The organism is Streptococcus salivarius, assembly GCF_000785515.1.
In the GTDB taxonomy this organism is placed as follows: domain Bacteria; phylum Bacillota; class Bacilli; order Lactobacillales; family Streptococcaceae; genus Streptococcus; species Streptococcus salivarius.
The window spans coordinates 2,002,579-2,025,635 of record NZ_CP009913.1; the positions used below are offsets into that span (position 1 = coordinate 2,002,579).

Annotated in this window: 22 protein-coding genes; 1 reads left to right on the forward strand and 21 read right to left on the reverse strand. The window is 37.7% G+C overall.

Annotated features, from left to right (window positions below; all coding sequences use genetic code 11):
* Window positions 1-152 precede the first annotated feature (152 nt).
* The 17 genes from rpmH to rplK all read right to left on the reverse strand — a co-directional run bounded on the left by rpmH (window position 153) and on the right by rplK (window position 19,178).
* Window positions 153-287: a 50S ribosomal protein L34 gene (rpmH, locus tag SSAL8618_RS09235; RefSeq protein ID WP_002885866.1), complete on the reverse strand. Its 135-nt coding sequence runs from the start codon at window positions 285-287 to the stop codon at window positions 153-155.
* Window positions 288-482: 195 nt separating this feature from the next.
* Window positions 483-1,046, reverse strand: a complete 564-nt coding sequence (locus SSAL8618_RS09240; RefSeq protein WP_038676809.1) for an NAD(P)H-dependent oxidoreductase — start codon at window positions 1,044-1,046, stop codon at window positions 483-485.
* Window positions 1,043-1,639 carry a TetR/AcrR family transcriptional regulator gene (locus tag SSAL8618_RS09245; RefSeq protein WP_038676811.1) on the reverse strand — a complete coding sequence of 199 codons (597 nt, stop codon included), beginning with the start codon at window positions 1,637-1,639 and terminating at the stop codon, window positions 1,043-1,045. The genes SSAL8618_RS09240 and SSAL8618_RS09245 overlap by 4 nt, the downstream gene beginning before the upstream one ends.
* Window positions 1,640-1,768: 129 nt before the next feature.
* A complete protein-coding gene (jag, locus tag SSAL8618_RS09250) occupies window positions 1,769-2,812 on the reverse strand; it encodes an RNA-binding cell elongation regulator Jag/EloR (RefSeq protein WP_038676814.1) in 1,044 nt (347 codons plus the stop codon).
* Window positions 2,813-2,823: 11 nt separating this feature from the next.
* Window positions 2,824-3,630, reverse strand: a complete 807-nt coding sequence (locus tag SSAL8618_RS09255) for a membrane protein insertase YidC (protein WP_037605452.1) — start codon at window positions 3,628-3,630, stop codon at window positions 2,824-2,826.
* Between the two features lie 115 nt (window positions 3,631-3,745).
* The gene (rnpA, locus tag SSAL8618_RS09260) at window positions 3,746-4,081 is read right to left on the reverse strand and encodes a ribonuclease P protein component (protein WP_002891957.1); all 336 of its coding nucleotides are present in this window, start codon (window positions 4,079-4,081) and stop codon (window positions 3,746-3,748) included.
* A gap of 76 nt (window positions 4,082-4,157) precedes the next feature.
* Window positions 4,158-5,552, reverse strand: coding sequence for an argininosuccinate lyase (argH, locus tag SSAL8618_RS09265; RefSeq protein WP_038676816.1), 1,395 nt, complete (start codon window positions 5,550-5,552; stop codon window positions 4,158-4,160).
* A gap of 326 nt (window positions 5,553-5,878) precedes the next feature.
* Complete coding sequence (locus tag SSAL8618_RS09270; protein ID WP_002885646.1) at window positions 5,879-7,078, reverse strand: argininosuccinate synthase; 1,200 nt, start codon at window positions 7,076-7,078, stop codon at window positions 5,879-5,881.
* Window positions 7,079-8,025: 947 nt separating this feature from the next.
* A complete protein-coding gene (locus SSAL8618_RS09275; protein WP_002885796.1) occupies window positions 8,026-8,769 on the reverse strand; it encodes a response regulator transcription factor in 744 nt (247 codons plus the stop codon).
* Window position 8,770: 1 nt separating this feature from the next.
* A complete protein-coding gene (locus SSAL8618_RS09280; RefSeq protein WP_257001905.1) occupies window positions 8,771-9,811 on the reverse strand; it encodes a GHKL domain-containing protein in 1,041 nt (346 codons plus the stop codon).
* A gap of 299 nt (window positions 9,812-10,110) precedes the next feature.
* A complete protein-coding gene (locus tag SSAL8618_RS09285) occupies window positions 10,111-11,391 on the reverse strand; it encodes a hypothetical protein (RefSeq protein WP_038676820.1) in 1,281 nt (426 codons plus the stop codon).
* A gap of 21 nt (window positions 11,392-11,412) precedes the next feature.
* Entirely contained in the window at window positions 11,413-12,303 is an 891-nt protein-coding gene (locus SSAL8618_RS09290) for a hypothetical protein (RefSeq protein ID WP_038676823.1), read from the reverse strand.
* Between the two features lie 59 nt (window positions 12,304-12,362).
* Window positions 12,363-13,670: a GHKL domain-containing protein gene (locus tag SSAL8618_RS09295; protein WP_038676824.1), complete on the reverse strand. Its 1,308-nt coding sequence runs from the start codon at window positions 13,668-13,670 to the stop codon at window positions 12,363-12,365.
* Window positions 13,671-14,122: 452 nt separating this feature from the next.
* On the reverse strand, window positions 14,123-15,577 hold the full coding sequence (gene gltX / locus SSAL8618_RS09300) for a glutamate--tRNA ligase (protein ID WP_037611119.1): 1,455 nt from the start codon (window positions 15,575-15,577) through the stop codon (window positions 14,123-14,125).
* A gap of 235 nt (window positions 15,578-15,812) precedes the next feature.
* Window positions 15,813-17,783 carry a peptide ABC transporter substrate-binding protein gene (locus tag SSAL8618_RS09305; RefSeq protein WP_037611118.1) on the reverse strand — a complete coding sequence of 657 codons (1,971 nt, stop codon included), beginning with the start codon at window positions 17,781-17,783 and terminating at the stop codon, window positions 15,813-15,815.
* Between the two features lie 180 nt (window positions 17,784-17,963).
* Window positions 17,964-18,653, reverse strand: a complete 690-nt coding sequence (rplA, locus tag SSAL8618_RS09310; RefSeq protein WP_002885800.1) for a 50S ribosomal protein L1 — start codon at window positions 18,651-18,653, stop codon at window positions 17,964-17,966.
* Window positions 18,654-18,752: 99 nt separating this feature from the next.
* Window positions 18,753-19,178 (reverse strand): 50S ribosomal protein L11, encoded by a 426-nt coding sequence (rplK, locus tag SSAL8618_RS09315; protein ID WP_002885648.1) that lies wholly within the window; start codon window positions 19,176-19,178, stop codon window positions 18,753-18,755.
* A 171-nt stretch (window positions 19,179-19,349) separates the two neighbouring features.
* Between rplK and SSAL8618_RS09320 the strand changes: the two genes are divergently transcribed.
* Window positions 19,350-19,703, forward strand: coding sequence for a DUF3397 domain-containing protein (locus SSAL8618_RS09320; RefSeq protein ID WP_038676827.1), 354 nt, complete (start codon window positions 19,350-19,352; stop codon window positions 19,701-19,703).
* Between the two features lie 95 nt (window positions 19,704-19,798).
* Here the strand turns inward: SSAL8618_RS09320 and SSAL8618_RS09325 are convergent, their stop codons facing one another.
* The 4 genes from SSAL8618_RS09325 to SSAL8618_RS09340 all read right to left on the reverse strand — a co-directional run bounded on the left by SSAL8618_RS09325 (window position 19,799) and on the right by SSAL8618_RS09340 (window position 23,053).
* A complete protein-coding gene (locus SSAL8618_RS09325) occupies window positions 19,799-20,296 on the reverse strand; it encodes a beta-class carbonic anhydrase (protein ID WP_038676829.1) in 498 nt (165 codons plus the stop codon).
* A 150-nt stretch (window positions 20,297-20,446) separates the two neighbouring features.
* Window positions 20,447-21,142 carry a TIGR00266 family protein gene (locus SSAL8618_RS09330; protein WP_002885783.1) on the reverse strand — a complete coding sequence of 232 codons (696 nt, stop codon included), beginning with the start codon at window positions 21,140-21,142 and terminating at the stop codon, window positions 20,447-20,449.
* Between the two features lie 85 nt (window positions 21,143-21,227).
* Window positions 21,228-22,589, reverse strand: coding sequence for a DNA repair protein RadA (gene radA / locus SSAL8618_RS09335; protein WP_072903619.1), 1,362 nt, complete (start codon window positions 22,587-22,589; stop codon window positions 21,228-21,230).
* The gene (locus SSAL8618_RS09340) at window positions 22,586-23,053 is read right to left on the reverse strand and encodes a cysteine hydrolase family protein (protein WP_038676832.1); all 468 of its coding nucleotides are present in this window, start codon (window positions 23,051-23,053) and stop codon (window positions 22,586-22,588) included. The genes radA and SSAL8618_RS09340 overlap by 4 nt, the downstream gene beginning before the upstream one ends.
* Between the last annotated feature and the right edge of the window lie 4 nt (window positions 23,054-23,057).

Genomic DNA, 23,057 nt, shown 5'->3' on the forward strand with positions numbered 1-23,057 from the left:
GAGTGTTTTTGTTATGACGGTATAACCTTCGATGCGCACCCGCATAGCGGGTGGTTTATTTGTTTCGCACCTTCGGAGCGAAACAGACTTAAAGTCACATAAAATAAAAACAAAAAGCAACAGTCTCGAGCACTGTTGCTTTCAATAATGTCTTAAGCTGAAAGAACTTTACGTCCTTTACGACGACGAGCTGCAAGAACACGACGTCCGTTTTTAGTTGACATACGGTGACGGAATCCGTGTTTACGTTGACGACGGATTTTACTTGGTTGATAAGTACGTTTCACGTTGAATACCTCCTGATAGATTTTCGTATTCGTTTAGCCGGCTATTTTTGATCAGTTACTAAACATACCATACTATTTTATAGCAATAGCTTAATCTTGTCAAGAATTACTTAGATATTAATTTCATTATATCTTCGATGCCCGAAGGCTAGTGATAACTGTAAACTACAATGCCGTTCCTATATCATCGCTTGCTCATAACCTTCTTGCTAGTTTAGCTATTTTCTTGAGTACCTCTTTTCGCTTATAATCACTCATATACTCAACGGGTGAAACCTGGGTAACTTTGACCGATTTAATACCACAAGGTTTTAGGACTTGAAATTTTAGGACTTTGCAATAATCTTGAACTAAAGGTAGAACAATCTTTGGTGTATTGTGGGTTGTAATAATCCAAGCTTTCCCAGTCAATTTACCATCCAATCCACGGGGTGTATTTTCATAGGCAAAGCCAGCAACAAAAACGCGTTCAATAAATCCTTTCAAGATAGCTGGCATTCCACTCCACCAAGTTGGAAAAATAAAAATCAACTGATCTGCCCAAGTTATTAAATCTCGATAGTCTTTCATAGCTACATCGTGCGCTAAGTCTCTTCTCCTATGTGTTGTATCAAAACGTAAAATAGGATCGAACTTTTCTTTATACAAATCTAGAATCTTTAACTCATGTTTAGACGATAAATTTTCTTTAACAGTCTCTAGTATAGAGGCATTGTAGCTCTTGTCGTTTGGATGGGCGTAGATAATTAAGGTTTTCATTGTTTAGCTCCTTTAACATAGATGTCTAACATAGTACTAACAGTCTCTTCAATAGTATTACTATTGAAATTATCACCAATGGGACTCCTTACCAAAACAGCTAATCCAGTAATAAAACTCCAGATATGAACTAATATTTCTGTCTCACTACCAGAAATGTTCATTTCACTTTTTAGCTTCAAAACCACACTCTTAAAGTGCTCAAACCCTGGTAAATGGGCATTAACAGAGATACTGTCCCGAGTGAGCTCCATATAATTGAAAGGAAACTTAATAAACAAGGCCTCAAAACTATTTGTTTCTTTTTGAGCAAATTCCACAAAATTGCAGCCCATTAATACTAATTGACCTCTTACATCAAGCGAAGAGTCTACCCCTTGTGTCAGATACTTCAAAAAGATCTCAGATAAATGCTCCAAAACTACCTGAAGATAGACATCCTTATTTTCAAAGTGCTTATAGGGTGCCCCATGGGTGACCCCACATCTTTGAGCCACCGTTCGGATAGATAGTTGATTGACACCTCTTGTTCTTATCTCCTCGACTCCAGTTGCGATTAACTTTTCCTTCAATTCAGCAGTATTACGTTTCATTTTGACTCCCTTTCCATCTAAGTAGACAGTGGTTACTTTTAAACAAAGTATACACCGTCTACTTTTAGTTGTCAAAAAAACTAGCCTTCAAATAAGACTAGTTTCTGTAAGCAATAAACGCTATTTTAATTATACCTTTGTCACAACAACGTAACGATTAGGATCGTCCCCTTCCGAGTGACTTTCAACACCTTCAATTTGAGAAAGTGCCTTATGGATAATTTTTCGTTCGCTATTCGTCATTGGATCCATAACGTACTCTCGACCTGTTTCTTTTACTTTAGCTGCCATTTTTTCTGCTAGATCAATCAAAGTCTCTGTGCGTTGCTCCAAATAATCACGAACATTAAGAACAACACTAAAACGTTTAGAATGACGATCGTGCAAATAATTTTGCGCTAAAAGTTGTAAAGACTTGAGAACCTTACCATGATAACCAATAACACGACCAGGTTGGTCTGTTTCAATCTGAATAATAATATTGCGGCGATTGTGACTAACCTCTAGGCTAGCATCAACATCCATTTCATAGATAATTTTTTCGAGATAAGATAAAACATCGTCTGCAGCCGCTTGAATATCTTCTAAATTATTTTCAGAAGACTCATCTGTACTAAACTCAGATGCCACAAATGAACTGAAATCTCCTTCAGAAGTTTCCGAAGTCTGAACTTGAGCCACCGGTTCTAGTTGGGGCTCAAGCGAATTTGCCATAAATTCTGTAGCATCCTCTTCCGATGACTCACGTTTAACAGATAGAGGAATAATTGTTGCCTTTGGTTGCTCCTGTTTCTTATCTGGCAACTCTTCACCAAGGGTCTCTGTAGACACTGGTTGCTTTAAGTTTTCTTGTGCAATTTCCTTACTATCTGAAACCGTAACGAGTTTTGTCACTTTATTGAAAGCAATCGTTTCGTCTTTTGGACTTGCGACAGAATCGTCTAATTGTTTTACAGCATCAGGAGCCACTTTAACGGTGTTTTGATCTGCTTCGTGAGCTATCTTTTCATTTATTGGTTCAACACTAACTCGAGCTGGTTTCTTTCCGAACCCTAGAAAACCTTTTTTCTCACGAGAAATCACCTTAATATGAGCCTTCATACGGGGTAAATTAAGATCTTTCAAACCTTTTTCGATAGCTTGTTCGACTGTTCGTCCAGAATAGACAACCATAATAAGCCTCCTTATTTACGTTTATGCGCCTTTTTCTTGGCACGACGAATCTTAGCTTTACGTTCTTTTTCTTCCGCTTCCAAACGATTACGTTCTTCAATGATTTTAAACGGATTATTAAAAACCAAAATCTGAACAACTTGGAAGGCGTTCGAAACTGCCCAGTAAAGTGCTACCCCTGAAGAAATCTGAGTTCCAAACCAGAAAATAAAGATTGGAAGCATGATATTCATAACAAGAAGCATTGCACTACGATCTTTAGCTGCCTTATTTGTCAACCAAGTTGAAAGGAAGGTGAAAGCAGCCGCCAAAATCGGAAGAATAAAGTAAGGATCTTTCTGACCTAGGTCAACCCAGAGGAATGTTCCTTCTCGCAACTCTGGCACTCGTGTGAGCGCTCCATAAAGAGCCATCAAAATAGGAAATTGGATCAAGAGAGGAACGAAGCTTGCGTAAGGATTTACACCATGCTCTTTATAAAGATCTTGTTGTGCATAAGCAAGAGCTTCACGATTCTCGCGTCCAGGATACTCACTCTGCAAGCGACGTAACTCTGGCTGCAACTCTTGTAGTTCACGGCTTGACTTAATTTGGCGATTATAAAGAGGAATCATTACCGCACGAATTAAAATCGTGAAAATAATAATACCTAATCCAATAGAACCACCAAATGAGAGCCCTTGAATAGCCTTCCCAAACATTAAAATAAGACGTTCCCAAAGGCCTGTGGAGTGACTTGTAACATCACTTCGTCCACACGCGGACAAAAGCAAGAGAGCTCCTGCACCTAAAACAGATATATTAAGTTTTTTCTTCACTAAAAACTCCTTTTTAATACGATAAAGAACTGCTTCGCTTCCATTCATTAAGAGTATCTCAAAAATCAGGAGTGATTTTAGTTTATCCTACAATGTAAAGAAGCAAAATAATTTTTTAGTCCTTATATAACTTTGCTATTTTTAAGACATGAACGAGATTGCTATAAATGTCTTGATAACTTAAGTCTTCGACACCTTTACGAGCAATAACGACAAAATCTTGATGTTCTAACTGAGATGACATGTCCATCAGTGCATGTCGTAGACGACGTTTTACCCGATTCCGAGTAACCGCATTACCAAGACGCTTACTGACTGACAAACCCACTCTAAAATGAGGCAGATCACGATCCAGACAGTAGACAACAAATTTCCGATTAGCAACACTGTGCCCTGCATCAAATAATGCTTTAAAGTCTTTCTCTTTCTTAACGCGATAAGATTTTTTCAAAATGCGACTCCAAACTCAAAATTAGTACTATTATATCATAAATAGCAAAAAAGCCCAAAACCTTATGGTTAGGGCCTTAGAGACTTATTTTTTTTAGAGCTTTTTGAGCTTCTTTGATTTGCCATTTAACCTGGTCAAAACCAGTTCCACCAAGGGAATGACGACGTTCAACAGCTGTATGAGATTTAAGTGTCTCATAGATGTCCTCTTCAATTAAATCTGAAACTTCTTGATAACGTTCGAGAGGAACATCCTGAAGGTAATAACCAGCTTTGGTACACTCAAGGACAAGTTTTCCAACAATCTCATGTGCTTCACGGAATGGTAGGCCTTTAGATGCAAGATAATCAGCCAACTCTGTAGCATTTGAAAAATCTTTCTCTGTTGACTCTGCCATATGTTTGTCGTTAACAGTCATTGTATTGAGCATGCCTGCGAGAATATCAATAGCGACAGTAATCGTTTCTACCGTATCAAACATACCCTCTTTATCTTCTTGGAGATCTTTATTGTAGGCCAAAGGTAATGACTTCATCACGGTCAATAATCCAATCAAATTACCATAGACACGACCTGATTTCCCACGAATTAGTTCTGCCATATCTGGGTTTTTCTTTTGAGGCATAATGGAAGAGCCTGTTGAAAAAGTATCAGATAGAGTTACAAACTTAAACTCGTTAGAACACCAGTTAATGATTTCTTCACAAATACGTGTCATATGCATCATGAGAATACTTGAGTTTGACAAGAATTCGAGAATAAAGTCACGATCGGAAACAGCATCCAAGGAATTGCTATATGGTTTTGCAAAGCCCATTAAGTCAGATGTCATATTACGATCAATTGGGAAAGTTGTTCCGGCTAGTGCAGCAGCTCCGAGTGGAGAGATATCCGTATGCTTGATATTAAATTCAAAACGTTCGGAATCACGTGTAAACATGTTGTAATAAGCCATCAAGTGGTGACCAAAAGAAATCGGTTGTGCATGCTGCAAGTGGGTGTAGCCTGGCATAATTGTGTAGGTATGTTTGTCTGCTAGATTGACCAAAGTACCACGTAAATTATCAAGCTTCTCAATAACTTCCACTAGTTTGGCTTTTAGATACAAGTGCATATCCGTTGCCACTTGGTCGTTACGTGAACGTGCTGTATGAAGTTTTCCTGCTACTGGTCCAATTTTAGCCGTTAAAAGACTCTCCATATTCATATGGATATCTTCATTGGAAACATCAAATTCTAGTTTACCAGCCTTATATTCCTCAAGCAGTTCTTCCAAGCCCTGTTTAATTTGCAATGCTTCCTCTTTGGTAATAATCCCTGTCTCACCAAGCATCGTAACATGGGCAATAGATCCTTTCAAATCAAACTCTGCCATCTTTTGGTCAAAGGAGATTGAAGCACCAAATTCTTCTACCCATTTTTCAAGACTAGCTTCGAACCGACCGCCCCATAGTTTATGATTTTCTGCCATAGTTTTATTTTGAAGATTTCCCTACACTGAGATAATCTTCCATCCTTTCTTAATACTTATAACAAGCAACGACCTCTTTGGTCACAATAACTTAAATGAAAAAAGCTAGATAGTATTTGTCTAGCTTAATTTGTCTCTCTGGACACTTGTTTTCCTAAAACCAGATCTCTGTCGTAGTTTATTTAGGCTCGTGACGCCTCTCAGAACGCCTTAACGATAATAATATAAGTTATAAGAAAAGAGTATCAGATGTGGCTCTCTGTCCACTTTTATCTGATAAGAAGCGTTTTTCTTCTAATAGCCTACTTTTCTTATGTAATCTGTCATTAATTGTCAAATGGATGGTTAACTTGTGAATTAACCTGAGTTGGAAGACCCCAAAGCTTGATAAATCCAATTGCAGCATCCTGATCAAAGCTGTCTGCTGATGTGTAAGTAGCCAAATTTTCATCATACAATGAATTAGCTGATTGACGTGCTACTACTTGAGCATGCCCTTTGTAAAGCTTAACTTTAGCGATACCATTAACAACTTTTTGTGTTTCCTTAATATAAGCAATGATAGCTTGTGTTGCTGGGCTAAACCACAAAGCATTGTAGATAAGGTTTGACAATTCATTTTCAAGAATTGGTTTAAAGTGAGAAACTTCACGTACCAAAGTTAAGTCCTCAATTTCTTTATGAGCTGTCAAAAGGGCGATAGCTCCTGGACATTCATAAATTTCACGAGATTTGATACCTACAAGACGGTTCTCAACGTGGTCGATACGTCCGACGCCATGCTTGCCAGCAATAACATTCATTTCTTGGATAAGGTCAGCCAATTTCATTTCTTTACCGTTAAGAGCAACTGGTTTCCCTTCTTTAAAGGTTACATCGACATATTCAGCTTCATCTGGCGCAGACTCTGGTGAATTGGTAATCCCAAAAGCTTCTTCTGGAGCTTGATTCCAAGGATTTTCAAGAACACCACACTCGTTGGCACGTCCCCAAAGGTTTTGATCGACTGAGTAAGGATTATCAAGGTCTGCTGGAACTGGAACACCATTAGCCTTAGCATACTCAATTTCTTCCTCACGAGACCACTTCCATTCACGTACTGGCGCTACTACTTTAAGACTTGGGTCTAGGGCAGCAATGGCAACTTCGAAACGAACTTGGTCATTACCTTTACCAGTACAACCGTGAGCGATAGTCGTTGCTCCTGTTTTATGAGCAATCTCAACCAATTTTTTAGCAATGATTGGACGACTAAGTGCTGAAACCAAAGGATATTTTTGTTCATAGTAAGCGTGAGCTTGAAGTGCTGGAAGCACATAATCTTCAGCAAACTCATCTTTAACATCAAGCACGTATGACTCGACAGCTCCAACTGTCAAAGCTTTGTCATGGATAAACTCAAGGTCTTTACCTTCACCGACGTCCATACAAACGGCGATAACATCGTAATCTTTTTTAAGCCATGTAATAGCGACTGAGGTATCAAGACCTCCCGAATAGGCAAGAATAACTTTCTCTTTTGACATAATATTTTTCTCTTTTCTTATATTTTCTTGTGGTTGCTATCTCTATCAACCTTACGAGATTAATTATATTGCATATTTATTCACTTGTCAACACTTTTTTGTTATTTTTTTATATTTATTTAGTTTTTATTTGTTTTTACTTATTCTTTTGACCTAAAAAAGTGCTTAATTCTTAATTTTTATTCAATTTTATGCAAGAGGTGATGAAAAATAAAAAAACACTTTTGAAACTATACCAATAGATTCAAAAGCATCTTTAACTAGTTATCTTCTAAAATGCCAAAAGGCCTGTACAAAGTACAGACCTTTTGAACAACAGCATCATCGGTAGAGAACACAACAGCAATTTTAGATAGAATGAATGAGGGAAATTATTATGTTTAAGGGACTAACTTAAACCATACATTCTTCTTGCTCTCTAACCTTGATTACATTATAGCATGCAATCCCCAAATGTATATCTTGATTTCCTAAAATGTCGAATTTCACTCATAGAATGTATTTTTTATCCTAATCTGCACTAATGCCCTTAAAAACAAAAAAAACGGCTTGATTTCTCAAGCCTATTAATTTCTATAAAAAAGATATGTAATTGGACGAGCGGCCAATAAAAAATGGGGATTAGGAAAAAGTTATATAAAAGTACATTATTTATTTTCATAAAGTGTATGTAGATTTCAATAAGATTGACGATGTCTCATTTCCGAATCACATATCTTGATTATATATTAACTTTTTTCAATTTAATTGTCTATACGATTTCATAGAATGTCGTTTTTTCATCCTGAACTGCATTTTTTTTTAGTCATTTTTTTATAAATCTCTAAATTTTATCACTAAAGGACATCTATTTTGTGTTTTTACAGAATTTGTTCACTTATAAGATTATCAATCACCTATGAAATAAACACATGCTTTTTTAGACTAAAAAGAACATTAGTCATCGACTAATGTTCTTTTACCTCTGACCATTTTTTAAGCAGGGCCTTCATTTTCAAACGTGAAACTGGACAAGAATCGCCATTTTCAAAGTAAATCATCAACTGAGTCTTATCAATACGAGATATGTTATCCAAATTAACTAAAAAGGAGCGATGACAAGAAAAGAGTTTTTTATTTACCGAAGTAATATCTCCAAGATTGGCATAAAACTCCAGACGCTCTGTTTTGGTAATTAGCATCACCTTATGAGGTGTCACAGCAGTCGCAAAATAATAAATATCTCTCATAGGGACTTGGATCCGAGACTGAGCGGTTTCAAACACAAATATCTCATCATCATCCACATCTCCAACTTTTTGGTTCACAAAAGTCAATGTTTGTTTTAGTTGTTGTTTGAATTCTGCATTAGAAACTGTCTTATCAATGAAATCTAGTGCAGAAACCTTGTATTTAAAACTGATCGGTGCAAACTCTGAGTGAGTTGTTACAAAAATAATAACTGCATTAGCATCTTGTTGGCGAATTTCTGAGGCGACTTCTAGCCCCTTCTTTCGCTCACCATCAATATCGATATCTAAAAGGAAAACCTGATGGTTGCCCTTCTCGTTGATACTGGACAATAGTTTGTGAGGTTTAGAAAAAACTTCAAGTTTTCGTACAGAAAACGTGCCCTCTGAAACCAATTCTCGGATGATGTCGCTAATGCGTGTTTGCTGCATTAAGTCATCTTCTAAAATGTATATATTCATATTAGGGCCTCATTTCTAGTATTTGCATCATTTTACGATTCTGACTACGGACAGAAAAGGAAGTGTTCGGATAACGTTCCAAGATATCTTGAACAGCATTAACACCTATACCACCCTCAGGATGAGAAAGCTGGGTACTCATCATTGAAAGTGGCACTTGCTCTTCTGCAATTGTACTTTCAATAATAAAACTCTGGCAGTCCTCTTCATCAAAATAGGCCAGACTAATAAAACCTTCACTGGCTTTACGAGCACCATCAATAGCATTATCCATGAGGTGACCCAAAACAACAGCTAAATCTAAATCAGTTAGATAGTTATGAATCACTGGATCTGGAATCTCTGCATGAATATTGAGGCGATGCATCTGAGCTTCATGATATTTTGATGAAAGTAGACTATGAATACTTGGATTTTGGATATTATCCAAATCTGTGACCTGAGTTGAAAAACTATGCTGATCTCGATTGACATAAAGATCAACCAAATCTTTTTTATAAGAACGAATATCCCCTGTTCTTTCGATATCTCTCAGATTATTAAGTAGGAAATTATAGTTAGAGCGAACATGCATCAAGTCTCTATACAAACCTTCTACCCTGGTATTCTCACGCTTCAAATCATCAAGATAGTTGGCTTGCTTCATCGCTAAATCCTGCTCTATTTTTTCCTTAGCAAACTGGTTTACAGCACCAAGTACAAAGAGGAGTAAATAGAGATATCCCATTACTAATGGCAACCTAAATCTACTCTCAAGATGTAACTCTGGGAAATAAGTATCAAATGTCGACACTAAAAAGATAACTAAATAATAAAGTAAAAGAAGCATGTTGACCAAACCCAGACGGTTCTTTTTTTCTTGTTGGGCAGCAACTTTCAAGATATCTGTAAAATCTAGACGTAAAATAAAATCTACTATTCTGACCGTCAACATGACGAAGGAAAGTGGTACCATAGACCACCAAATATTAGTGTTTAAAGTGTCAACAGTTATACCAAGTATCGGTGGAAAGAAGAAGGTAGCCAAAAAACGTCTTGCCAAATCGACTAGTACCACCGGGTAAAAACCTAGAAAAAAGCGCTCTACAGAGGTGACACTTTTATTCAATTGGTAACTAAATGTCAATGTTACAATGGCTACTAAGGGAGGTACTATGCCTATATAGCGTCCAATGAGTTGTCCCCAAATGCATAGAGCAACATCAAATAACAAATAAAGTATACGATTTTTAAGATTAGTGTTTTGTCCACCAATACGTAAGTAGATATCCCAAATAATGATAAACATCAAAATTTGAAATAGGATGTTACCCAGCATAGTTGTCCCTCTCCTTTCTACGATTATAGTCCTACCGTGACAATTTGATAGGTTTTAAATAATTCTTTTTTATTTGTTAAACCGATACCGTTTGACCAGCAAAACTGGGCAAAATCACGACTAATAGCCAGAATATCATCGAGTTTCGGATCAGCTTCCTGATTGGTATTCTCAAGAATAAAGCTGAGATTACCATCCTCATTCTGTTGAATAAGGAAACCAATATCTGTCTCCGGCTCCTTGGCCCAAAGTTTTTCAGCTAAGTTCATGCAACGTTCTAAAACTCCAATAAGAACTGCAATATTTAAATTGTTAGGATAAGCATCAACATTGACATCCAACCTAACGGTGATACCTTTTTGTTCCAAAGGAATGATTTGGTTTACAATCCAACTTCTTAATACCGGATAAGGAATCTCAAACAGAGGAGCCAACTTATCATTTAAGTCCAAATTATCAAGTTTAAGATGATTCAAATGCTCATGATAAACGGATAAAACTTCTGATAATTGATTTTTAGCCAATGGGGTCTCAAGAGCTACCAAAAGACTCTCAAAATCTTTTTCAATAGGTTTTACTTTTGTAAAAAGATCCTCAATATGTTTATTATAGACTTCCAAGTTATAGACATAAGTCTCCACAGCTTCCTTACTACGTTCTCTGACAAATTTATGAGAATAGCGGTTCAAGGTTGTTACCATTAGGAGATAAACTGCCATTGCAATAAAAATTGGCCCTCCCACATCACTACCTGTTGATACCAAAAGAGTACTACAAGTAATGTAGAGTGCAAAGGTCAGATCAACGGCTATCAACAGACGCTCACGACCACGTGAATAAATCAATTCCTTGACCTTATCAACATCTGAACTGGAAAGGTAATTGATATAGAGAAAGAATGGGTAAATCAGTACAAACGATAACAATTTGAGGAAGAAGTTTTCTTGAATCTCACTCAAAGTCATATTTGTAAACAGATTATTGAATACATAAAATGGAGTAAAAGTCGCAAATAAATCTGTAAAAATAACCGAGAAAGCTCCAAAAAAGAGGCTTGCCCAGATCGTCAAACGATGTTCCCGACGTTCCTTTAAGGCCAAAGCTAAAAAGATAACAACTTGATAATAGAAGCCATCACCCTTACCAAGTGATACCACTATACCTAAGAGACTTAGACAAAATACTTTCCAGTAAGCTAATGTGCTCCTTGTTAGTTTTTTATAAATAAACCAGGTAATATGAAAACTAATAATCTGAATAATACTATTTTCAAGGGATACCATGGTCCAAAGCTGTAAGTTCATGATAATATTTCCTGTTTATACTCAAGAGACATTTTCGTCATCTTCTTCAATGAGTTCTTGACCTGCCTTTTTCAAAATATCTTGATAGGTTTGTTCAATAAGGTCAAAATCCCCACTATCAATACTTGTCTGCATACTAATGAGTATGTTTTCATAATCATGTTTAAACGAACGTACACTCTTATAGGCAGTTTCGATTTTTTCATTATAAGCTTCCAGACTCCTCAAGTGCTCCTCTTGTTCTCTGAGAATTTTGCTATCACGTACGTCTTTACCGTAGGAAACAAAACGAACAAGAATATACATGTGTATAAGGAAACCAACCCAAATATAAATTTGAGGGTAACCTGGGAGATAGGTCTGACTAAGAAGCAAGGAGAATATCTCCTGCTTAAAGAGGATAAGAAGATAACTGATAATTAAAATATAATCAACTTGCAAGAGCATGCTCTTATATTTATCCTGCAAGTCCTGATATGGTTCCTGGAAAAAGCTATCTAAACCGAACATTTTTTGCAAGCCTAGAAAGAAGGGAAGAACAACACTATCTACAGCCAGGATTCCTAAATGGTTTGGAACCAACTCGACCGGCTTATTAAAGAAAACTCGGAAAAGATAAAAACTAAAGAAACTTGTAATCAGGGTCCAAAAGACAGGGGCAAAGAAAGCATAAAAATACTTTTCTTCTCGTAGAGCCTGAGGTTTTTCAAGAAAAATAAAGACTAGGAGATAAATTGCATCTGGAATATCAATTTGCCATAGCACCTTGGCTAACCACTTAACGGCAGTTACTACGATTACATAAGGAATGTAACGGTAAGTAAAAACATCTAGATAAGCCATTCTAGCTAAAATCACAAGATGTGAAACGACAACAACCAAAGCAATAAGGCCATCAATCGCAAGTTGCATATGCTTTCCCCCTTTCTATTTCCCTCATCCTATCCTCCACAAATAGTATCTTTGATTTATCAATTATCCTGAAAAGAGAGGACCTGTGTAAAATGATGGTCACAACTACGAGTCTCAAGATTTACTTTTGGATAGCGATTAAGTATATCTGCGACCTTAGACAAACCAAGCCCTCGGCCTTCACCTTTGCCAGAAACCCCTTCATCAAAAATCCTTGACACAGGAATACGTTCTTCTCTGGTTGTATTGTCAATAACCAAGATAAGATAACCTTGATTTTTAAAGAAAGATATAGTTAAAGTAGGATCTTCAGAATCCACCGCCGACTCAATAGCATTATTTAAGAAGACAGAAGAAATCACAACCAAATCTAAGGCCTCTATCTGAGTTGACGATATGACATCTGGCAACTCCAAGTTAACCTTAATTCCTAAGTTCTCTGCCTCAAGCACTTTAGCAGAAAAGAGACTCTTGAGAGATGTGATTTCTAAGTTGATCAAACGTGATAATTCATAATTTGACAACGTTAAGCTATTACCAGATTTCTCTAAAAGTTCTGCATACTCTTGTTTCAAAGCAGGTAAGTCTCGACGTTGGATACTAACCTCCATTGTCTTAAGCCCTTCGAGATAATCCTTCTTCACCTGAGAAATATCATTATAGAGTTTTTCTAAACGGTGACTATATTCTTCTAAACTTTCCTCGTGTCTAGCCATTTCTTCAGCCAACTGATCCTTCACTCTTCTCTTAGAATAAATATTAAGCTGAGCAAAGAGCAAAATAAAGAGGATGGAGTAGACAACCGTAATACTGCCTGCTAAATAAATAAAGAGTCCTGTGTAAGGAAAGATGTTACTGGCATAGAAAATAATTAAAGATAAAATAATATAAGCCAGAGTCACTCCAACCAATAAGCGTTGTCTAACTTGGTAAGTATGGTTATTTCCCATAACATTGAGAGCACCAAAGTCAATAAAGAACACTTTGACAATCAGATGAAAAATTGGGTAAATCAAGAGATAAGACAAAGCAATGAGTACTGGGGTGTCTTTGACCTGTAAATAATTAATTTGAAAAATCCATGGGAAAAAGTAAAGTTGAAGCAGCTTCGAGGTGACTTCAACAAAAACCCACGGCAAAAAGGTGAAAAGAAAAGAATTCTTTTCACTACTTGATATTTTATTTAAGAAAAGATAGCAGAACAAAAGTGCTAAGAGCGACCCTGTAATGCCTCCAACAAATAGAGAGAGCAAGAGACTCCCTGCGATAAACCAGCATTTACTCTTCCAAGTTTTGAGTAAACCTGACATATCGTGACTAACAATTAAAATAGCCAATAGACGTAGAACCGTAAATAAAACGATCATCTCTAGACTCCCCCCTTCCTTTCAAAATCAACCTACTTTATTGTAACATAAATATATAATTTAGCGTCACTCCTATTAGAAAAAGCTAAAAATATAAAGCTATTTTTTCCTGATTGAGAACAATCTAACATCAGACGACCCCACATATCCCTTACTTTTCATAAACATAAAAAAGAGCTTAGAAAAACCAAGCTCTTCAACTGACTCATTACCTCTTTTTATGGGTACATGCCGATAACGTAGTAGAAATACCAACCAAATCTTCTCATAATGCTCACTCCTCCCTAATTTTTATTACCAATCTATTATAAAACTAATTTAAAGTTTTGAAAATGATGATATGATTACGAAATATCATCATTATATTACAAATGCAGTCTTATCAATAATCATATAATCATTGACACATCACTTATGTGCATTCGAAAACCCAACAATTGTTGGGTTTGTTTTTATAGTGTTGCAAGAACTTGATCAATATGTTTGATTGATTTTTCACGTCCGAGCAAGAAAATAGTATCTGGCAATTCTGGACCGTGCATTTCTCCTGAAACAGCAATACGAATTGGCATGAAGAGATTTTTCCCTTTGATTCCTGTTTCTTTTTGAACAGCCTTAATTTGTGGGAAAATGTTTTCAACAACAAACTCATCATCAGACATAGCTTCGAGTTTGGCTTTAAAGGCTTTAAGTACTGTTGGTACTGTTTCACCAGCCATAACTTCTTTTTCAGCCTCTGTCAATTCTGGGAAATCTTCAAAGAAGAGATCTGTAAGAGGGACAATTTCTTCTGCTGCTGTCATTTGTGGTTTGTAGAGTTCCACTAATTTTTCAGCTTTATCTGTCAAACGACCAGCTTCTTCCAAGAAAGGTTTGCAAAGAGCAAAGACCTTATCGAAATCTGCATTCTTAATGTAGTCGTTACTCATCCAGTCCAATTTTTTCTGGTCAAAGGCCGCTGGTGACTTGCTTAGACGGTTTTCATCAAAAAGTTTAATGAGTTCTTCACGAGAAAAGATTTCGTCTTCACCGCCAGGATTCCAACCAAGAAGAGCAATGAAGTTAAAGACTGCTTCTGGAAGGTAACCTTTTTTACGATAATCTTCGATAAATTGAAGGGTGTTAGTGTCACGTTTAGACAACTTCTTACCAGTTTCAGAATTGATGATAAGGGTCATGTGTCCAAACTCAGGTGCTTCCCAACCAAGAGCTTCATAAACCATGAGTTGTTTTGGTGTATTGGCAATATGGTCATCTCCACGGATAACGTGTGAAATTTGCATATCATGGTCATCAACAACTACCGCAAAGTTGTAAGTTGGGTAGCCATCTTTCTTCTGGATAACCCAATCACCACCGATATTACCACCTTCAAATTCGATATCTCCCTTAACGATATCATGCCATTTATAAATCCCTGACTCATTAACCGCCAAACGAACTGTAGGTACAATACCTGCCGCTTCACGTTCTGCGATGTAGGCAGCTTTTTCTTCTTCAGTCATGCCAAGGAACTCGTTAATGTAACGAGGAGTTTCACCAGCTGCTTCTTGACGTTCACGCTCTGCAGCTAACTCTTCTTCAGTTACGTATGACTTATAGGCTTTACCTTCTGCCAAAAGTTGATCAATATATTTTTGGTAAAGCGGTAAACGTTCTGATTGACGATAGTTTTCGTGTGTTTCAGGACTTTCATCCCAGTCAATTCCCAACCAACGCAAGTTATCAAGCTGTGAACGCTCACCATCTTCAACGTGACGTTTACGGTCAGTATCTTCAATACGGATAATAAATGTACCGCCATGATGACGTGCATAAAGGTAGTTAAACAATGCTGTACGAGCATTACCAATGTGTAGAAGCCCTGTTGGACTTGGTGCGTAACGAACGCGGATATCTTTAGCCAAGATAAATCTCCTTTTTATGTTTCATTCTTCAGTCTTTGGATACCTATTGAGCCTAAAGTCCCTTTCTTAGGACTAACTTAAGATGATAAGTACCAGTAGGCAACTCTATCCCCCAAACTTTCCAAATAAAAATCTAGAAGCGAGTACCAATCTTTCTTATTATATCACAATCTAGGGGTGGTTCGAGAAATTTTGTTAAAAAAACGACTACCTAAAGGTAGACGTTTTCGATAGATTACTTAACGTGTTTGGCAAGATCTTTTTGAGCTTTATCATTAGATTTCGCTCTTTCTTTAAGCCAATCTTTATAAGCTGAATCGTATTGTTTCTTAGTCACAATATCATCTTGAGATTTAAGATACTTGAAGTAGTATGTAGAACCTTTATCACCAGCTTGAGCATAAGCTCCTGAGAATGGCTTAATACGAGAAACTACAGCGGCTGCACCGTTATAAGTAGTCGTTGGGATATAAAGTGCACTATCCGTCAACCATGCCTGAGCTTTTGCATATTTTTCATAACGAGCCGTCAAGTCTGTTGTTTCCTTAGAAGCATCATCAACCAATTGGTCATATTCTTTAAGACCTACTTTTTGAACCGCTTGACTATTTGGATCGTCATAACCCATGAAAGATTTAGTATTTTCACTATTTGTAGTCTTCAAAACATCAAGATAAGTTGATGGATCAAGGTAATCAGGCTCCCAAGCCACACCTACTGACAAATCCCAATCCTCTGCCGCTGCATTTGAAGCAGAGTAGGTAATGTTATAGAAATCATCAGTTGACAATTGGTGAAGATCAAGTACAACATTATCTTTTCCAAGAGCTGATTCAATAGATTGTTTAAGTGACTGCACTTGGTTCACAAAGATTTTATTTGACTGATTGACAGGAACATCCAAATGGATTGGGAACTGAACCCCTTCTGCTTGAAGAGCTTCTTTGGCTTTAGCAAATTCAGCCTTAGCTTTTTCTGGATTATAAAGACCATCTTGACTATCTGCAAGATTCACACCAGACCACTCATCACCATAAGCTGGAAGTTGATCCATTACCATTGTTCCGAAGTCCTTACCATCTGCTTGAACAAAGTCTGGTTTAACATAGATATTACGAACGGCAGTACTACCACCCTCTTTACCGTTAAGTTGTGCAGCATAATTCGTACGGTCAATAGCAAAACCTAATGCTTGACGGAAATCTTTGTTAAGAAGAGCTGTCTTAGTTGATGTCTTTTGCTGATCATTTTCTTTAGATGTATGGTCATAAGTTTGACGATCGATATTAATACCGACACCTTCTACAGCTGCTCCAGGTTGTGTATAGAAAATATTGTCTTTGTACTGTTTTTCAACTTTAGAATAGTTTGAGCTAGTTGGGTATAGACGAGCTAAGTTATAGACTCCATCAGTGAAGTTACGTTCCAAGGATTCTTGGTCTGTACCATCATCGTAAGTCAATTTGACTGTATCAAAATAGACATTATCCTTATCCCAATAGTTTTCATTCTTGGTGAACTCAATAGATGACTTCGTTGTCAAAGATTTAAGAAGATATGGACCGTTATAAAGAATAGATGTTGGGTCTGTTGACTTACCAAAGTCTTTACCTTTAGATTTCAAGAAATCTTCATTAACAGGCCAAGTAACTGAGTAGGTCAATTTTGAATTCCAGTAAGGTTCTGGTTGACTAAGCGTATATTGCAAAGTGTAATCATCAACTGCTTTGATACCTACATTTGAGAAGTCCTTGTTGGCACCTGACAGGTAATCATTCAAGCCCTTAACAGAGTTTTGTAGCAAATAAATCGCTTCAGAATTAGTATCAGCAGCATGCTTAAGACCTGTTACAAAGTCTTTAGCTGTTACATTGGCATACTCTTCGCCGTCTGAAGTGTACCATTTGACACCCTTACGAATCTTGTAAGTATATGTCAAACCATCTTGAGAAACAGACCAGTTTTCAGCGACAGAAGGTTTTAGATTCCCATATTGGTCATTTTCAAACAGACCATCAACACCGTTACTAACGGCTGTCGTCATGTTTTTCTTATTTGTAGAAACATAGTCTAGGGTTGCAGGATCGCCACCGTAAACATAATTATAAGTCTTACCAGATGTCTTACTTGATGATGAGCAAGCCGTTAAAACACCTACAGATAATAGGCCTACGGCTGCTAGTAAAAATACCTTACTCTTTTTCATTCATTGCCTCCTTAATTCGCAACGTAAAAAGTTCAAAATCAATAATTATGTGTATACGTTTAAATTATACCATAAATTCGAAAAAGCAGCACTACTTTCTGAATATTTTTTATTTTCTACTCAAATTTCGTGCCTAGAGTAAGAAAAAAAACCTATCCGAAGATAGGTTTTTTACTACTCTTACAATGAGTTAGGATCAACTTTGATACCAGCACCTTGTGTAGTAGTGATTGAAAGGTTTGTGATGTAAGTACCTTTCGCTGTAGCTGGTTTAGCTTTTTGGATTGCATCGTTAAATGCTTTGAAGTTTTCAACCAATTTTTCAGTTTCGAATGAAACTTTACCGATGATAGCTTGTACGTTACCTGCTTTATCAGCACGGTAAGTGATTTTACCACCTTTAGACTCTTCAACTGCTTTAGCAACGTCCATAGTTACTGTACCAGTTTTAGGGTTTGGCATCAAGTTACGTGGTCCAAGGACACGTCCAAGACGACCAACGATTGCCATCATATCTGGTGTTGCAACAACAACGTCAAAGTCAAGCCATCCACCGTTGATTTTAGCAACGAGTTCGTCTTCACCAACGAAGTCAGCACCTGCTGCTTTAGCTTCTTCAGCTTTAGCACCACGAGCAAATACAAGAACGCGTTGAGTTTTACCAGTACCGTTTGGCAATACCATTGCTCCACGGATTTGTTGGTCAGCTTTCTTAACGTCGATGTTAAGGTTGTATGATACTTCAACAGTAGCATCGAATTTTGCGAAGTTAGTTTCTTGTGCAAGAGCTACAGCTTCTTCTACGCTGTAAGCTTTTGTGCTGTCGATTTTCTCAAGAGCAGCACGCATTTGTTTGCTTTTTTTAGCCATGTTAATTATTTCTCCTTGTGTAATGTGGTCATAACGACTTTCATCTTCCACGTCACTCAGCGAAGTGAGACGACGTCTGTGGTTTTCTTGTTAACTGAATTAGTCAGTAACAGTGAATCCCATTGAACGTGCAGTACCTTCGATCATACGCATAGCTGATTCGATGTTTGCAGCGTTCAAGTCAGGCATTTTAGTTTCAGCAATTTCTTGTACTTGTGCACGAGTTACTGAAGCAACTTTAACTGAGTTTGGAGTACCTGAACCTTTTTCAACACCTGCAGCTTTTTTCAAAAGAACAGCAGCTGGTGGTGTTTTAGTGATGAAATCAAATGATTTATCTTCATACACAGAGATAACAACTGGGATAATCATACCAGCTTGGTCAGCTGTACGAGCGTTAAACTCTTTAGTGAATCCCATGATGTTGATTCCGGCTTGACCAAGAGCTGGTCCAACTGGTGGAGCTGGAGTCGCTTTACCAGCAGGAATCTGAAGTTTTACGATGTTTTCGACTTTTTTAGCCATTTTGTAATTTCCTCCTATTGTGGTTTTGGCGGTAAGTAAGTTTTGTTACCTCCCACAAGTATGTTTTTACATACCTTATCTATTATACAGAAATTCTTTTTAGATGCAAGAATTTCTTATTAAGTTTAGGAAAAAATTTACATAAAGGACTTTTCGAGGTAAAATAGACTTATGATTCTATATAAATTCTTTGCTATAGCATTTTTGATTTTAACACCTATCTTTGCTTTTATTATCCACCGCTTCTTCAGTTTAAAATACCTCGGGCTTAATTTTGCTGACCTTACCTTCCCTCTTTATTTTATTGAGGTGGTTGCTGTGTCAGCCCGTTTCTTCACCCATAGCTTTTTGCCTTACATCACTATCTTATTATCCTTGGTGGCTATCATTATCACAATTCAGATGCTAAGAAAAACACAATCTTTCAAGTTTAAACGTTTTCTTAAGTTATTCTGGCGTATCAGCTTTTTTATCACCAGTCTTTTCTATTTAGGGACTGTGATTCTCATTTTTATCGTTTCTTAAAAACTAGATTAACTCAGCATTTATATTTTATGCTGAGTTTTTTTATGTCAAACCATGAAAAAAGCAGGCAATCATGCCTGCTAAACTTTTCGGTATTAGGGATAAACTTGAGTCATTCGACCAGTATCTACATCATAAACCGCACCGGAGATGATAACATCCTCAGGGATAAGCGGTGACTGACGAAGAATAGCCATATCTTCACGAACACTCTCTTCTACATCTGTGAATGGAAGAAAATCTTGATCAGAAACATCAACACCAAGTTCCTTATTGAGATAGGCGGTAAACTCGTCGTTCTTAAAGGTCTGAGCACCACAATCTGTATGGTGAAGAACTACGATTTCTCGTGTCCCCATCTGTTGTTGAGAAATGACCAAAGAACGAATCATATCTTCCGTTACACGACCACCCGCATTACGCAAAATATGAGCGTCACCTAGGGCCAACCCCAAGGCCTGGGCAACGTGAAGGCGTGAATCCATACAAGTCACAATAGCCACCTTAGTCTTTGGTTTCAAGGGAAGATGGGCTGTCCCGTGGAGATCAACATAGGCTTTGTTGGCATTGAGAAAGTTTTCAAAATAAGACATAATAACTCACTTTCTAATGAAGAAAATAATTTGACTATCAAATTATTTAAACACTATCTTATCATCTTTTTATTAACTTGTCAGCTATTGAGTTCGCAATATAAAAAGGAGAATAGATGCTAACAAGCATCCACTCTCCTTCAATTTATACTATGAACGTTTTGGTAAGTATCTATTAAGCAAGCCTGCAAAGGTTTGAAGATTGAGACTTTGAACATAAATTTCACCTGTTCCTCTAAAGGTATTCACAACACCCTCTCCTGTCCCAATAGACTGCCAGAAACCATTTTCCAAGTGAATATTGTAATCAAGTGTCTGACTCCAGGCAACGACATGAGCATTATCAATAGTCACTTCTTGGTTGTTTAGCTCAATTTTTTTAATAGAACCGTAGGCATTTGCCAAGAGTGTTCCTTGGCCTTGGGTTGTCATCACAAAGAAACCACCCTGACCACCAAAAATAGCCTTACCAACAGACTGGAGTTCCATTGTATAGTAAGCTGTGCCATCAAGTGCTAGAAAGGCACCGTCATTTAGTCGGTACTGTTTTTCACCTAAATAAAGTGGAATCACCTGACCTGGAGAATCAGGGGCCAAGGCTATATAACCGTTATTGGACTGTGAGACAACCTGAGTAATAAAGCTACTTTCACCCGAAACCATTGAACGCCCAACAGCCTTTACAAAGCGACCTAGACCTGATCCGCTGGCATTTAATTTGGTACTCAGTGTCACATTAGGTGTGTGGTATACCATGCTGCCACGCTGGATAAAGACTGTTTCACCTTGATTGAGAGATAACTCTACTAAAGGGAATTGCATGTTGCTGTCTGTGAAAAATTGCATAATAAATACCTCCCTATCCTTATGAAAAGTATAGCATTGGAGATATAATTTTGCAAGCGTTTCCAAAATGACCTTCTATCACTTTCTAAGAAAAGACTTTTTTGAGTACTTCTCCCACTGTCGTAACGCCAACCACCTGGATACCTTCTGGAATTTTCATACCATGAAGAGAATTCTTCGGAGCATAAATCTTAGTAAAACCTAGTTTAGCAGCTTCATTAATACGCTGTTCAATGCGAGTTACTCGGCGAATCTCTCCAGTCAAGCCAATTTCTCCTATAAAGGCTTCTTGTGGATTGGTTGGAAGCTCCTTGTAACTAGAAGCAATAGCAACAGCGACAGCAAGGTCAATAGCCGGCTCGTCCAATTTGACACCACCAGCTGATTTTAAATAAGCATCTTGATTTTGGAGAAGAAGGCCACAACGTTTCTCTAAAACAGCCATAATGAGGCTGACGCGGTTAAAATCCAGTCCTGTTGTTGTCCGCTTGGCATTACCAAAGACGGTTGGGGTCACCAAGGCTTGAACTTCAGCTAAGATAGGTCTGCTACCTTCCATTGTTACAACAATGGCAGAACCTGTGGCTCCGTCTAGGCGTTCCTCTAAGAAAACTTGGCTAGGATTTAGCACTTCTACCAAACCACCAGACTGCATCTCAAAAATCCCAATCTCATTAGTTGAACCAAAACGGTTTTTGACTGCTCGCAAAATACGGAAGGTATGATGACGTTCTCCCTCAAAATAGAGCACAGTATCCACCATGTGTTCCAACATACGTGGTCCAGCCAGTTGTCCCTCCTTGGTCACATGCCCAACAATAAATGTGGCGATGTTATTGGTTTTGGCAATCTGCATAAGTTCAGCAGTGACTTCACGAACCTGAGATACAGAACCTTGAACGCCAGAAATCTCTGGACTCATGATGGTCTGAATAGAGTCGATAATGAGAAAATCGGGTTTTATAGCCTCTACTTGGCTGCGAACGGCTTGCATATTAGTCTCAGCATAAAGATAAAATTCGTTATCAATATCACCTAAACGTTCGCTCCGCAATTTGATTTGCTCGGCAGATTCTTCCCCAGAAACATAGAGGACAGTTCCCTTGTTAGCCAGCTGTGTTGACACTTGTAAGAGAAGAGTCGATTTCCCTATCCCTGGATCTCCTCCAATAAGAACCAGACTACCCGGAACCACACCGCCACCTAAAACACGGTTAAACTCGTCCATGTCAGTCTTTATGCGGGCATAATTAATTGAAGAGACTTCTTTTAATTTAGTAGGTTTAGACTTTTCACCCGTTAAACTGACACGAGCATTTTTTACCTCCTGCACCTCAACTTCTTCCTCAAAAGAGGACCAAGAAGAACAGTTGGGACAACGCCCTAGATATTTGGGTGAATTGTAGCCACATTCTCGACAAACAAAAGTTGATTTTTTCTTAGCTATGATAATTCTCCTTCTACGCTTACTCCAGCAGAGTGCCACTTATGCAATGTTTTTTGAAATTTCCTCTGGTTGGCAACTCCGACAGCGGACAAATCTACGGAAACCTGATAGTTCTCCTTGATAGCCGCCAAAACGGAAGCCTTAACACAGCCATTGCCATCTACCCCTATAAACTCTATGCTTTTAGTACCATTTCCCTCTAAAAAATCTTTTAAATCTGGATTAGTAAAGCAAGAAGCCCGACGCTTCTCAAAGATACGAGAAGATACAAGCAGCAAGCCGGTCGCAAATTTCTTCTTTCTATCTTTTCTCTCCCAGAAAAAACGATTGAGAATATAGATAACCCGGTCGCTAGGATAGCTAGCAATTTTGTCATTTACAGCTGCAATCAGTTCTTCATGATATGCTTTTCCTACAGCAACATAATCTGACTGCATATCGATTACTAACAAATAATCTGCCACTTTG

Coding starts and splice junctions, on each gene's coding strand:
- SSAL8618_RS09240 (WP_038676809.1), bottom strand. CDS start 1,046: ATGAAAACCTTAATTATCTACGCCCATCCAAACGACAAGAGCTACAAT.
- SSAL8618_RS09245 (WP_038676811.1), bottom strand. CDS start 1,639: ATGAAACGTAATACTGCTGAATTGAAGGAAAAGTTAATCGCAACTGGA.
- jag (WP_038676814.1), bottom strand. CDS start 2,812: ATGGTTGTCTATTCTGGACGAACAGTCGAACAAGCTATCGAAAAAGGT.
- argH (WP_038676816.1), bottom strand. CDS start 5,552: ATGGCAGAAAATCATAAACTATGGGGCGGTCGGTTCGAAGCTAGTCTT.
- SSAL8618_RS09270 (WP_002885646.1), bottom strand. CDS start 7,078: ATGTCAAAAGAGAAAGTTATTCTTGCCTATTCGGGAGGTCTTGATACC.
- SSAL8618_RS09275 (WP_002885796.1), bottom strand. CDS start 8,769: ATGAATATATACATTTTAGAAGATGACTTAATGCAGCAAACACGCATT.
- SSAL8618_RS09285 (WP_038676820.1), bottom strand. CDS start 11,391: ATGAACTTACAGCTTTGGACCATGGTATCCCTTGAAAATAGTATTATT.
- SSAL8618_RS09290 (WP_038676823.1), bottom strand. CDS start 12,303: ATGCAACTTGCGATTGATGGCCTTATTGCTTTGGTTGTTGTCGTTTCA.
- SSAL8618_RS09295 (WP_038676824.1), bottom strand. CDS start 13,670: ATGATCGTTTTATTTACGGTTCTACGTCTATTGGCTATTTTAATTGTT.
- SSAL8618_RS09305 (WP_037611118.1), bottom strand. CDS start 17,783: ATGAAAAAGAGTAAGGTATTTTTACTAGCAGCCGTAGGCCTATTATCT.
- rplA (WP_002885800.1), bottom strand. CDS start 18,653: ATGGCTAAAAAAAGCAAACAAATGCGTGCTGCTCTTGAGAAAATCGAC.
- rplK (WP_002885648.1), bottom strand. CDS start 19,178: ATGGCTAAAAAAGTCGAAAACATCGTAAAACTTCAGATTCCTGCTGGT.
- SSAL8618_RS09320 (WP_038676827.1), top strand. CDS start 19,350: ATGATTCTATATAAATTCTTTGCTATAGCATTTTTGATTTTAACACCT.
- SSAL8618_RS09325 (WP_038676829.1), bottom strand. CDS start 20,296: ATGTCTTATTTTGAAAACTTTCTCAATGCCAACAAAGCCTATGTTGAT.
- SSAL8618_RS09330 (WP_002885783.1), bottom strand. CDS start 21,142: ATGCAATTTTTCACAGACAGCAACATGCAATTCCCTTTAGTAGAGTTA.